The organism is Nonomuraea sp. NEAU-A123, assembly GCF_018603905.1.
Lineage (GTDB): Bacteria > Actinomycetota > Actinomycetes > Streptosporangiales > Streptosporangiaceae > Nonomuraea.
The window spans coordinates 1-12,340 of the sequence record NZ_JAHFZZ010000025.1 but is presented as its reverse complement, the minus strand read 5'-3'; the positions used below and the strand labels follow the sequence as shown (position 1 = coordinate 12,340).

Here is a 12,340-nt window from a genome sequence, read left to right as displayed (position 1 = left end):
TGGCCACCCGGGTCAACGGTCCGAGCGTCTCGGCAAACCCCCAAAAGTGGCTGTGAGCTAGATCACGGTTGAGGTTGACCTTGGGTCAGGGTGGAAGCTCGTCGCAGCGGCACGACGCCGACCGGACATAACGGATTTAACGGAGCAAACCACCATGTCCATCACCCTTTCCGGCCAGGACAAGAGCACCCTTCGGACGGCCGCGTACGGTGCCGTGTCGCTGATTGCCGCCGCCACCGGCTCGCCCTACAAGGCCGCCACGAATGCCGCCATCGCCCTGACATCGGCGACCGGCCTGGTCGGGCACGTGCTCGCCGCGAAGGCCAAGGACATCGAGCTGAAGGGCAAGACCGTCGCCGAGCTCGCCGACCGCGTACTGCCGGCCCTGACCGCAGCCATGAAGCTGCTCTGCAAGCAAGCTCCAGCAGAAGCCGACAACTTCCGCACGACCATCCTCCTCGCCATCGATGCCGCCCAGGTCCACCCGGACAAGCCAAGCACCACCACGGCCGAGATGGCCCGCAAGATCACCGCCGCCCTCGACGTCACTGCGGACAACGGGGCTGCTGCCGGGCAGGATCGCCCGGAGCTGCAGAAGGCGATCGAGGAGATCGTCGATTCCGGTTTCGTCGGGGTGTCGCTGCGCGTACACGATGAGCGGGGCGAGTGGGTCGGCAGCGCCGGGGCGGCCGAGCTGGGCGAGACCGCCAAGCCTCCGACGAACGGGTATGTCCGGATCGGCAGCAACACCAAGACCTTCACCGCGACCGTGGTGCTGCAACTGGTGGCCGAGGGCAAGATCGGGCTGGACACCCCGGCGGCGGACTACCTGCCCGAGTTCGGGCTGGACGAGCGGATCACGGTGCGGATGCTGCTGCAGCACACCAGCGGGGTGTTCAACTTCACCGGCGAGGTCTACGACGACGGGACGGTCGCGCGGGGGATCCCCATCCCCTACAGCACCACGGGCAAAGAGTGGATGGACAACCGGTTCAAGACCTACCGGCCGCAGGAGCTGGTGGAGCTGGCGTTGTCCAAGCCGGCGCGGTTCGAGCCGGGGACGGGCTGGAGCTACTCCAACACCAACTACGTGCTGGCCAGGCTGCTGATCGAGAAGGTCACCGGCCGCTCGCTCGCCGAGGAGATGCGGCGGCTGATCCTGGGCCCGCTCGGGCTGTCGGGCACCGTCGTGCCGGACGCCTCGCCGGAAATCCCCGAGCCGCACGCCCACGCCTACTACCGCTACGAGGACGCCGGGCAGCAGAAGACGGTCGACGTCACCCGCCAGAACCCCTCCTGGATCTCCACCGGCGGCGACATGATCTCGACCACCCAGGACCTCCACACGTTCATCTCCGCGCTGGTCGGCGGCAAGCTCCTGCCGGCCCCGCTGCTGGCCGAGATGTGCACCCCGCACCCGACGGGCATCCCGAACATGGACTACGGCCTGGGCGTGTTCGTGCTGAACACGGACGGCGGCACCGTCATCTCCCACAACGGCGCCGCCGTGGGCCACGCGGCGCTGATGTACAGCACACCCGACGGCAGCAAGACCCTGACCGCAGCGCTGAACTGCGTGGACGACGCCGACCTGTCCATCGCAACAGCGTTCCAGAACGCCCAGCAAAGGCTCGTGAACGAGGTGTTCTGCGGTGGGCCGGCTCAGCCGACGGACTGAGCACCTGTGACCCGTACGCCTCGAGGGACGCCCCCTTCCGGTCGTGCATCAGGTAGAGCGCGAACCTGGGCCACGCCGAGCACGAGCACAAGGCAGGCTGAGCAGATGAGGAACGGAGTCACGATCGGGCAGGCGGCGGTATTCGTCGGCGTCACGGTGAAGACGGTGCGGCATTACCACAAGCTCGGCCTGGTCGAGGAGCCGGAACGCGACAGCTCCGGCTACCGGCGGTACGGATCGGCCGATCTGTTGCGGCTGGTCCAGGTCCGGACGCTGGCCGCCGCCGGGGTGCCGCTGGCCGAGATCGGGCTCCTGCTCGACGCCGATGCCGCGCTGTTCGCCACCACGCTCGCCGACGTCGAGCGGCAGCTCACCGAACGGATCGAGGAGTTGATCGCGCGGCGTGACACGCTGCATCGGCTCGCCGATGGTGACCGGGCCCTGCTGCCCGACCGCGCTGTGGCGCTGCTGGAGCGGATGCTCGGCCTCGGATTCCCCGCGGACGAGGTGGCGGCCACCAGGGAGGGCTGGGTGCTGGCCAAGGCCCTGGTCCCAGAAGGCTTCGACGACTACCTCACCCATTTCGAGCACGCCCTCGAAGACACCCGGCTCGTCGCCTTGACCCAGCGCGCAGCCGAAGCCGCGGCCTGGGAACCGGACGACCCCCGCATCGCCGAGCTCGCCACCGCCGTGGCCGACCACTACCTCGCCAACCCCGCACTGCTGAAGACGGTGACCGGTCTGCAAGCCCGTACCGAGGCCGCGATCCGGTACACGCTGATCGCCCACCACGGCGAAGAGCAGACGCCGGCCGTGGCGCGGCTGGCCGCGCTTTTCGAGGCCAAGCTCCGCGCCGCCGGCATCCATATCCCCAGACCAGACTCCCACTGACCGCGCCGTGCTCCGATCTTTCGGCCCGGCGATGGTGTTCGCGGTGAACGACCGCCGTTCACCGGCGGACAGGACGAGGGGGAACTCCGGGTCGCTGCCGAGCGGCTGCGCGCCGGCCGGCTCGGCTCCCTCGCTCTCGAAACCGGCCCGCTCGGATCTGCGTCGCCGCGCGGTTGCCCGCCCGCCCAGCCCGTCAAGGCCGCAGCGACTACTCGGTGATCCAGCCGCACCTCGGGATGCCCGAGGCCAAGATCGGCGGCGAGTGCGGCATCAAGATCACCCGGAAGTACGTCACGGCCTTGCTGGACCTGCACTGTCCGGCGTGGCGGCGGGCGACTCCTACGCCGTCCACGTCCTGCCCGGCCTGCTGCGCATGTTCGCCCGAGGCGGGCGGCCCACCCCGCTCGGGCAGGCGTTCGCCGAGTACGGGCGGATCGACAAGACCCTCCATCTGCTCAGCATCTTGGATCCGATCGACGACACCTACCGCCGCAGGTTGAATAAGCAGCTCACCGTCCAGGAGTCCCGGCATCGGCTCGCCCGCAAGATCTGCCACGGCGGAGGCGGTCAGATCCGCAAGGCGTACCGTGAAGGGCAAGAAGATCAACTAGCGGCTCTGGGCCTCGTCGTCAACGCGGTCGCGCTGTGGAACTCCAAGTACCTGTCGGCCGCGGTCGACCGGCTGCGCGCCGAAGGCGTCCCGGTCAAGGATGAGGACGCCGCCCGGCTGTCCCCGCTCGGCCACGCCCACCTCAACGTCCTGGGCCGCTACTCCATCTCTTCCTCTGCACCGGCCGAAGGCCTGCGGCAGCTCGGCGAGACCCCCGACATCCCCGCTCTCCCCGACGGCGGCGGCGTGGAGGAGGAGGGGTAGACCCCAGGGATCCGGAGAATCGTCCGCCGTGCCCGGCCTGGCTGCGCGATCCTGTCCTTTTGGCCGATCTTTCGAAGGATGCGCGGACGGCTGAGGAGGTGCACCCGGCGTGGGGCGAGGTCGTCGACGTTCCTACCCCTCGTCGCCAAGGGATGATCACAGCGGAACTGCGGGGAAGTCTCGTAGCCGCTCACTCAGCCTGTCACCTCGCGGGCGAAGCTCGGTTCCGCCGCCTCCAGTCGCGGTACCGCGACCCCCAACCGGCGTGCTTCCGCCAGGGTGTCTCGGCAGATCTCGCGCGGCTCTTCGGCGTCGGGGTCGGAGTGCGCCGTGAGGCTCACGCGCGCGGGCGCGACATGAGCAGTCAGCCAGGCGAGCACGGGTGCCGCCAGCCAGGTGGGCGCCCGGAACAGCAGCACACCGCCCCGGTGCCGTCGCAGGTCGAGGCCGCGCGCCTGGAGGAGCGGCAGCAGCTCGCGACCGGCCAGCAGCGCCTCGCGCAGGTCGCCCGTTGCCCCGGCCAGCTTGGACAGGGAACCCAGCCGCAGGCCCTGCGAGAACAGGCCGGCATCCGACACGAAATGGACCCACAGCCAGCCGCGGAAGTCAGGCTGCTCCTTAATCCGGAGCCCGGCCTCGCGAAACGCCTGGCGCACGGCCCGGTCCCGGTCGGTCGGGGGTTGGCCGAGTGTGCCGAAGATGACCGACGGCAGCAGTGCCCCGTGGAGCACGCCGTCCGCGCCGAAACCGCCACCGGCCTGGGGAAAGCCCCAGGCGATCTGGTCGAGCGGGAGTGCGCCGATCGCGGCCAGCGGCTCGGTCCAGATGTTGCCGAAGATCAGCACCGTGGCCTGGCCGACACGCGGGGCCAGGAAGGCCGTCGCGCCCGCGAGGCGGTGGTGCGGCACGCTGAGCACGATCAGGTCGAAGTCGTGGTCCGGCTCCAGCGCCTCGCGGTAGCGCACCGGCCACTTCTCGGCGACGCGCTGCCCCCACACCCGGCGCCGCGTATCGAACAGGTCGAGGTCCACCGCGTCCCCGTACGTCGCCGCGCGACCCGGTCGGACGTAGAACTCGACGTCATGTCCCGCCTGTTGCAGGGCCCAGCCGTAGACAGTGGCGATCACGCCTCGGCCGAACATCAGGATCTTCACGCTGCACCTCGTGGGGTACGATCGATTTGGAGGCCATCTCCACTTTCCAAAATATGGAGGTCATCTCCATTTGTCAACGCGAGGTAGCGCATGACCGCCGACAAGCCCCTGCGGGCCGACGCCCAACGCAACCGCGATGTCCTGATCGCCAAGGCACGAGAGGTCTTCGACGCCGGGGACTTCTTCGACCTGCGCTTCGATGACTTCGCCCAGCTGGCCGGGGTGGGCACCGGCACGCTGTACCGCCACTTCCCCACCCGGGAGGCACTGGCCGAGGCGGTCTATCACGAGGAGGTCGCCACGCTGTGCGACCGCGCCCGCCAGTTGCAGGCCACGCTGCCCGCGGAGGAGGCCTTGGCGACCTTCCTGCGTGGCATGGTCGGCTACATGGATGTCCACCAGGGCCTCGCCCGGACGCTGGCCACGCTCATGGCCACCGGCTCGGGTGCGCTCGCCGAGGGTAGTCGGGCGCTGGAGCAGGCTGTCACCGACCTGGTGGCCGCCGCCGTGAAGGACGGCGCCGTCCGCGACGACGTGGGTGCCGGTGCCGTCATGATGGCACTGCATGGCATCGGTGCGGCCCATGACCGCCCCGGTTGGCGGGCCGAGGCCGACGGTGTCATCACCCTCGTGCTGGACGGGCTGCGCCGGTCGCACTCAGGCAACGGTCAGCGCGAGCACGAGCAGGAGAGTGTCGGTGATCAGAGTGGTGTTCCGTAAGGGGATCCCCCACCGGAACACCAACCGCCCGGACAATCGCCCCAGGTCAGGGTGTTCCGTATAGGTGTTCCGCGAACTGTTCCGGTGAAGGCCCCCTATCCGGAACACTTGGAGCCGTGAACGGAACCCGGGGTGCAGCCAAGGTACGGCGGAAACCGGCAATAGGCGGGTAGCGGGGCCAGTAGTGGGTGCGGGTTTGGGCTACTGGCCCGCGCGGCGTTGGAGTACCTGAGCCTGGAGGCGGTCGTGGAGCTCGGCTTCCTCGGGTGTTTCCGGCTCGCTGCGCTGCCGGATCGGGGCGGGCTTGGGTCGCAGCGTCACGCGGTCGTTCGCGGCGGCCTGTTCGGCTGCCGCCTCGGCTTCGGCAAATGCCCGGTAGAGCGAGGCGACGGGCGGCGGCTTGCCCTTGTTCTTGCCGGCCCGTGACTAGCATGATCCACGGAAATGGCGCTAGTGATGATCTTGAGCAGTCTCCGATCTTGGATCGGCCCTTGAGGACCAGCGCTCGGAGAAGTCCCGATAGGCAGGATCATCTTCGGTACCGCCGTCGCCGCCAAGCTGCGCGTCTCCCGATGGACACTCAGCCGCGCCCTCGACACCGCGCCCCGCTGACGGCCGCCACCGGGTGCCAACGCTTGACCGCAGCGGACAGCCCCAGCCCCATGCGCGGATCGCAGAAGAGGACGGTCTAGTTGTCGCCTCGGTGTCCGTCGCGGACCACCGCTAACCCGCCGACCCGGGTCGTGATGCCCGCCGGCCCGCGTCGGGCCGAAGCGAGCACGCTGGCCGGTCGACCGAGGGTGTCACCCTGCTCCACCTCGATCGCGACCGTCTGCGCCCCTGCCGTGTCGAGCAGGTGGGCGGCCAGGCAGCCGGTGCTGTTGGCGTTGGCGACGTCCTCGTCGACACCGATCGCCGGCGCGAACATCCGCGCCGCACCCGGTCGGTCGCCCACCGGCGGTACGTACACGAAACAGCCGAGGAGCCCGTACCGCTGGCACGCCGCTGTCAGCCTGCCGAGGTGTGGGCAGACTCGGAGCAGCGCCGACCGGTCGTGGACCGGTACCAGCATGCGTGGCGCGCCGGGCGCGGCGATCCGTGGCGCGTCGGTCGGATGCGGATCGTCCGCGGTGAGCCCGAGCGCGGCGACGATCGCGGCGCGCTCGTCCGGCGCCGGTGACGCAGCGCGACGAGGCCCTGGTCGAACCACACCTCGATGCCGGCGGGGCGGCGGATCGCGACGGTGTCGAACGTGCGCCCGCCGGTGTGTTGGCGGTCGTTCAGCTCGCCCAGCGCGGTGCGGGTCAACCGGACAGCCTGCGCGGCAACGGTGCCATGGCCGCAGCCGGACAGTTCGGCGGTGGCGGTGAAGAACCGGACCGGCCAGCCGCCGTCCGGCGTCCGCCCCGGGCCGAGGAACGCCGCGTGCGAGGTGCCGGCCGCAGCAGCGACCGCACGCCGGTCCGCGTCAGTCGCCGCCGGGTCGTCGTCGGTGACGGCCGTGGGGCTGCCGCCCCGGCCGTCGCGCCGCACGCACGCATCAACCACCGTGACATCCGGCCAGGACATCGGCCCACCTTTGACGCTCAACGAACCGGCAACCGCGAACGGCGTCCGCCGATAGCCGGACCTGGCCGCAACGGCCGACCGAACGCGTCCCGGAGCGTACCGTCCTGCCTCAGCCGGTGCCGTCCTGCACCGGATAGTGGATGATGACCGCACCGCCGGTGGCGTAGTTGGCGACATCGGCGGCCACCCGCTGGCCTTGCGGCGACGCCCGCGCCGCGGCCATGGCGGCGGCGTCAGCGAAGTCGCCTTCGAAGACCGCGAAATACGGCGCTTCTCCCTTGGTCGCCGCCACGTCGAAGCTGTAGCGCCACGCAAGCAGGCCGGGCCAATTCATGATCAGCGGAAGGTGGTTGGTCACGTAGTAGTCGCGGAAGTGGTCAGGGTCGGCGGGCTTGGAATACAGGACCACCAACTTATGCATGACGACCTTCGTCCAGAGACGAGACCATAACACTCCGGGTGACCTGGGAGCTCCTGCTAAGAACTGCCGCCGACCTCGCTAGGTGCGGAGCATCGGGATCTGGGTGAGGACGGAGGTGGTTTCGAGGAGCGCGTGGGAGTCGGTGGCCAGCCACGGCGGGAGGTCGCCGACGAAGGCTACGACATCGGGGAGGGCCCGGGTGGGTCGGGTCGCGCCAGAATCCATAGTCGAGCACACCGGGCTTGGTGGCCGCGGCCTTCGCGAGAGCCGTGAGGGCGGACTCGAAATCGGCGGTGTGCGTGAGTGCGATGTCCAGTACTGCGGTCAGTTGAATCGTCATATGCGCAGGTTAGGGCTTGATGTGCGGTCGAGGGAAAGACCGGTACGGGATAGCCTCAGAACGGATCGTTATCAATCGGCAGGGAGGGCACGTGGCGCCGGATACGGTGAGCCTGCGGTACTTCCTGGTGCTGGCGCAGGAGTTTGAACTTCACCCGCGCGGCCGCCCGGATCGGTATCGCACAGCCCGCACTCAGCGCCCGGATGCGCCGATTGGAGGCGGAACTCGGTACGTCCCTGCTGGTCCGCACCACGCGTAGCGTCGTATTGACCACGGCCGGTGCGGCTTTGGCGGAGTCCGCGCCGCCCGCGCTGGCGGCGCTGGACCGGGCATGGGACACCGCCCGGAGCGCGGCGGCCGGTGAACTGGGCACGCTGCGCATCGGATACAGCCTCAGCGCCGGGGCCGAGACGGCACCGGCCCTGGTGGACAGGCTGATTCGCGGCAACAGCGGACTCGAGGTCGGCGCGGTCCCGATGGCGACACCGGAGATCTCCCCCGCGGTCGCCGACGGCCGCATCGATGCCGGGATCACCCGCGGTGAACAGCCGGGCCGTGGCGTGCGCCGGTTCCTGCTGCGGCGTGTGCGCATCGGGGTCCAGCTGGCGCAGCACCATCCGCTGGCCGAACACCCGGAGATCGAGATCGCCGACGCGGCCGCGTATCCGCTGCGACTCCCGGACCGTGCGGCCAACCCCGTGATCCACGATCAGCTGTCCGCACTGTTCCGAGACACCCGACCACACCCCCGATTCCACACGCCCGCAGTCTCTTTCGACATGTCTCAGCGCGACCTGCGCGACGGGGTCACCCTCGCCCCGGCCGGAGAAGCCGCGGTCACGGCACCACCGGCCGGTCTCACCTGGCGACCGCTGCGGGGCGCGCCCAGCCTGACGATCCACCTGGTCCTCCCACGCGAGCAGTCGCCACTACACCGCCGCATCCGTGCCGTCGCCAAAACCCTGGCGCACGAGCTGCACTGGCTGCCGGACTGACGCGCAAGAGGTCAAGCGAGACGGACGTCTGCGGTGGCGAGGCCGAAGACCTTGCGCCCGGCGGACTTCGCGGTGATGACGACGACGGCGGTCTTGCTGAATGTCCGACACGACCTCGCTACGCCGGCGGATCAGCATCCGATGATGGCCCCGGGTCCGGTCCGAGTCGTACACCGCGGCGACGTCCTCGCCCAGCCCGAGATCTCGGCGGATGTGGGCCACCACTGCCTCCGGGACGTCATCCAGCCGGGGGAAATAGCCCATCCGGTTGAAGCACTTCAGCTGCACCATCAGTGCCAGCAGGTGGTTGTCCGACCGCACCTGCCCACTCGCCCACGCGATCTCCTCCGTCTGCGGCGTGTAGAACACGTGCAACTCCCGGGCCGACAGGAACCGCTTGAACCGCGGATACGCGGTCCGCTCGACCGACGTCACGCCACAACCCCAGACCCGCAAATATCAACCCATACGGATCGAGGAACGTACCAAAAGATCAACTACGCCGAGGGCTGAGATCGATCACATCCGGGAACCCCTGCCCTCACCAGCGCAAACCCGAGGGCCGCTCAGCCTATTGGCGGTTTCCGCCGTACCTTGGCTGCACCCCGACCCGTGTCGGCTACGCCCGCTGCTCGACCGACGAGCAAGACGTGATCATCCAGACCGAGCAACTCCTGATCCTCGGCGTCCCCGAAGACCGGATCTATATCGACCACGGCTTCTCCGGCACCACCCGCCGCAACCGCGCCGGCCTCGACCAGGCCCTCGCCGCCGCGTGGGACGGCAGCGTCTTCACGGTGACCAAGTTCGACCGGTTCGCCCGCAACATGGCCGAGGCCAACGAGATCCTCACCGGTCTGTCAGGACGCGGCGTGCTGTTCGGCCTGGGCGCGTCCGTCTACGACTGGAACGACCCGTTCGGGCGGCTGTTCCTGCAGACCCTCGCCATGGTCGCCGAGTTCGAGGCCAACCTCGGGCACCTGCGCACCCGCGAGGGCATGGCGCTGGCGAAGAAGAACGGCAAGCTCAAGGGCAAGCAACCCAAACTGCCCGAACCCGCCCGGCGCTCCATCCGTCGGCGATACGCCGCGGGCGAGGTGTCCCTGGCCGACCTGGCCACCGAGTACAGCGTCGGACGCTCCACCATCCACCGCATCATCCACGGGCCAGAGACCTCCAGGTAGAGCGGTCACACGTGGAAATTGGACGTCACCCTTCGCGCAAGATCCTTCTCAGGTGCGTCCAGTAGAGATAGGTGGTTGATCGAATGAGCGGTTAACGACTGATCTCGTAAGCTCGTCGTCGCTTGCCGGTGCGAGTCCGGTCCGGGTAATCGTCAGGGAGCCCGGTAGCAGGCTGGCGGCTTCGTCTGGAAACGGTCGGGGTCGAAGCCCAGCGTCAAGCGTCCCTTGGGGGCGTGCAACTGTGCGGTCCGCAGCATGAAGCGAAGCCTGCCGCGTCGTTAGATCTCTCACCCGGTGACGGGTGGGGCGAGGGGATGCCGAGCCCGGCTGAGAAGGGCGAAGGCCATGGAAGCGGCGAAGATCCTGAAACTGCAGCCGTGAAGGATCCCCCGGCGTAGAGGGCGTGGAACGTACAGATAGTGGCGGCGGGAACTGGAGAGGCCCTCCCCGGCCCGGTGACCTGCGCAGTCGTGTCGCCGGAGCGTGGTGTCCTATAACCGATGACCTCGGGAAGTGGATCACTGGCCGGGTGGGCGTCGGAGGGGGCCGTAGTACTGCTTGAGCCGACCGGACAACAAAACCGGCGGCGAGGGAAGGGCCCCTACTTCGTCGACGCGTGCTGATGCAGACGTCCCAGATGAGTCTGGGGCAGATGGAGGTGCCCGGTGAGTGCCGAGATTTCGGCTAGTCCCACCGCCCTGGTGAAGGCTCCCTTGGACAAGGTGCGTGCCCTGCAGCACACGCTTTACCGGACGGCCAAGGCCGATCCCGGACGACGGTTTCACGCGCTCATGGACAAGGTCCTGCGCAGGGACGTTCTGTGGCGTGGGTGGGTCGCGGTGCGCGCCAACAACGGCGCACCCGGCATCGACCGGACCACTTTGGACCAGATCGAAAATGAGTACGGGGCAGTCCGGCTTGTGGACGAACTGGCCGCCGAACTGAGGGAGGGCCGGTACCGGCTGCTGCCCGCGCGCGGGGTAATGATCCCCAAACCGGGACGGGCGGATGAATACCGGCCGCTTTCCATCTCGACGGTCCGAGACCGGGTCGTGCAGGCCGCTTTGAAGATCGTGCTTGAGCCGGTGTTCGAGGCGGACTTCGCGACGTGCAGCTTCGGGTTCCGGCCGAAACGGTCGGCGCACGACGCCCTTCAAGTCGTCATCGATGAGGCTTGGCGGGGCCGCCGGTGGGTGGTCGAGACGGACATCGCCAACTGTTTTTCGGCGATTCCGCATGACCAGTTGATGCAAGCGATCGAGGAACGCATCGTCGACCAGTCCGTCCTCAAGCTGATCCGGCAGATCCTGCGGGCCGGTGTGATGCAGGACGGGCATGTTCGGCGTGAGGTGACCGGGACCGCCCAAGGCGGTCCGATCAGTCCATTGCTCTGCAACGTCTACCTGCACCGGATCGACCGGGCATGGGACGCTCGTGAGCACGGCGTGATCGTCCGGTTCGCCGACGATCTGCTGGTGATGTGCAGATCCCGGCAGCAAGCCGAGGCCGCGCTCGCGCGGCTCAGGGAGCTGCTGGCCGAACTCGGTTTGGAGCCGAAGGAGGCCAAGACGGCCATCATCCACCTGGAGGAAGGAGCCCCGGGTTTCGACTTCTTGGGCTTCCGCCACCGGATGGTGCGCTCTCGCGGGGTGCGCGGAGGCAGAGGGGTGCAATTCCTGGCTCGCTGGCCCGCAGACAAGGCGATGGCACACGCCCGCGACCGGATCGGGGAACTCACCCACCGGTCCCGGCTGTGGATGTCGGTCGATGCGGTCGTACAGGACTTGAACGACTTCCTGCGCGGGTGGGCGACGTACTTCAAGTACGGCCACTCCACGATCCGCATCGGCAAGATCAGGCACTACGCGACCCATCGGCTGGCGATCTTCATCGGGAAGCGACACAAACGCGGACGGCGCTTCGGCATCGACGTGGTCGCCTACCGTTCGCCTGACGAGTGCGGCCTGATCAAGCTGTCTGGAATCGTCGTCCCGCCAGAGCTGGCAAGCCCTGGCGGGAGAAGCTGAATACCGGCGGTGAACGGCGTCGGTGAGCTGGGTGCGGGAGAACCGCACGCCCAGTTCGATGCGGCGGGAGCTGGAAACGGAGTGACCTGACCACGGACACCAGGGAAAGCACAGCCGACCGGGAAACCGGCGGAAGACAGGCCCTGGGCCCTACCGTCAACCATGATCACCACCGCGCCAGCTCCCGACCCTACCGCCAACGGCTGTTCCCAGGTTCCCCGACCCCTTATCCGGGAGATCCGCCCGGGAGCGGGCGGCTCGATCCTCTCCTCCCGTAGATGCTTCAGCGGATTCTGGCGTGGAACCCCGGGCGTTTACGCCCGGGAGGAGACGACAGCGCGGGAGGGCCTCCCGGCCCGGGTGGTGTAGTAGCGGGCAGGTCTGGATAGGCAGATCAGCCGGGTCGTTTCTGGTTCTCGATGTACTCCTTGATGATCGATAGTGGGGCACCGCCGCAGGAGGCGGCGAAGTAGGACGGGGACCAGAA

12 protein-coding genes and 2 pseudogenes are annotated in these 12,340 nt (G+C 68.5%); 7 read left to right on the top strand and 7 right to left on the bottom strand.

Annotated elements, in window-relative coordinates:
- Positions 1-154: 154 nt before the first annotated feature.
- From KLK06_RS47865 to KLK06_RS47855, 3 genes and pseudogenes are all read left to right on the top strand, one after another.
- Positions 155-1,678: a serine hydrolase gene (locus tag KLK06_RS47865; RefSeq protein WP_250907170.1), complete on the top strand. Its 1,524-nt coding sequence runs from the start codon at positions 155-157 to the stop codon at positions 1,676-1,678.
- Positions 1,679-1,783: 105 nt separating this feature from the next.
- On the top strand, positions 1,784-2,569 hold the full coding sequence (locus tag KLK06_RS47860; RefSeq protein WP_214642423.1) for a MerR family transcriptional regulator: 786 nt from the start codon (positions 1,784-1,786) through the stop codon (positions 2,567-2,569).
- A gap of 364 nt (positions 2,570-2,933) precedes the next feature.
- A pseudogene (locus tag KLK06_RS47855) lies at positions 2,934-3,443 on the top strand (Tn3 family transposase); the annotation flags it as partial.
- Positions 3,444-3,637: 194 nt separating this feature from the next.
- On the opposite strand, the gene KLK06_RS47850 reads toward KLK06_RS47855, so the two are convergent.
- Positions 3,638-4,597: a ketopantoate reductase family protein gene (locus tag KLK06_RS47850; RefSeq protein WP_214642422.1), complete on the bottom strand. Its 960-nt coding sequence runs from the start codon at positions 4,595-4,597 to the stop codon at positions 3,638-3,640.
- Positions 4,598-4,687: 90 nt separating this feature from the next.
- Between KLK06_RS47850 and KLK06_RS47845 the strand changes: the two genes are divergently transcribed.
- Complete coding sequence (locus KLK06_RS47845; RefSeq protein ID WP_214642421.1) at positions 4,688-5,317, top strand: TetR/AcrR family transcriptional regulator; 630 nt, start codon at positions 4,688-4,690, stop codon at positions 5,315-5,317.
- Positions 5,318-6,005: 688 nt separating this feature from the next.
- Here KLK06_RS47845 and KLK06_RS60810 read toward each other — a convergent pair.
- From KLK06_RS60810 to KLK06_RS47825, 4 genes and pseudogenes are all read right to left on the bottom strand, one after another.
- A complete protein-coding gene (locus KLK06_RS60810) occupies positions 6,006-6,527 on the bottom strand; it encodes a PhzF family phenazine biosynthesis protein (RefSeq protein ID WP_308168769.1) in 522 nt (173 codons plus the stop codon).
- A 92-nt stretch (positions 6,528-6,619) separates the two neighbouring features.
- A pseudogene (locus KLK06_RS60805) lies at positions 6,620-6,886 on the bottom strand (PhzF family phenazine biosynthesis protein); the annotation flags it as partial.
- Positions 6,887-6,995: 109 nt separating this feature from the next.
- Positions 6,996-7,307 carry an EthD family reductase gene (locus KLK06_RS47830; protein WP_214642419.1) on the bottom strand — a complete coding sequence of 104 codons (312 nt, stop codon included), beginning with the start codon at positions 7,305-7,307 and terminating at the stop codon, positions 6,996-6,998.
- Positions 7,308-7,385: 78 nt separating this feature from the next.
- Positions 7,386-7,532, bottom strand: a complete 147-nt coding sequence (locus tag KLK06_RS47825) for a hypothetical protein (protein ID WP_214642418.1) — start codon at positions 7,530-7,532, stop codon at positions 7,386-7,388.
- 258 nt (positions 7,533-7,790) lie between these two features.
- Here KLK06_RS47825 and KLK06_RS47820 point away from each other — a divergent pair, with 258 nt between their 5' ends.
- A complete protein-coding gene (locus tag KLK06_RS47820; protein ID WP_284735351.1) occupies positions 7,791-8,642 on the top strand; it encodes a LysR family transcriptional regulator in 852 nt (283 codons plus the stop codon).
- Here KLK06_RS47820 and KLK06_RS47815 read toward each other — a convergent pair.
- The gene (locus tag KLK06_RS47815; RefSeq protein WP_214642417.1) at positions 8,577-9,077 is read right to left on the bottom strand and encodes a DUF4158 domain-containing protein; all 501 of its coding nucleotides are present in this window, start codon (positions 9,075-9,077) and stop codon (positions 8,577-8,579) included. The genes KLK06_RS47820 and KLK06_RS47815 overlap by 66 nt on opposite strands.
- 23 nt (positions 9,078-9,100) lie before the next feature.
- Here KLK06_RS47815 and KLK06_RS47810 point away from each other — a divergent pair, with 23 nt between their 5' ends.
- Positions 9,101-9,826, top strand: a complete 726-nt coding sequence (locus tag KLK06_RS47810) for a recombinase family protein (RefSeq protein ID WP_308168778.1) — start codon at positions 9,101-9,103, stop codon at positions 9,824-9,826.
- A gap of 665 nt (positions 9,827-10,491) precedes the next feature.
- On the top strand, positions 10,492-11,853 hold the full coding sequence (gene ltrA / locus KLK06_RS47805) for a group II intron reverse transcriptase/maturase (protein WP_214642415.1): 1,362 nt from the start codon (positions 10,492-10,494) through the stop codon (positions 11,851-11,853).
- A gap of 394 nt (positions 11,854-12,247) precedes the next feature.
- Here ltrA and KLK06_RS47800 read toward each other — a convergent pair.
- The coding region (locus KLK06_RS47800; RefSeq protein WP_214640960.1) for a transposase at positions 12,248-12,340 on the bottom strand (93 nt) is incomplete at its 5' end.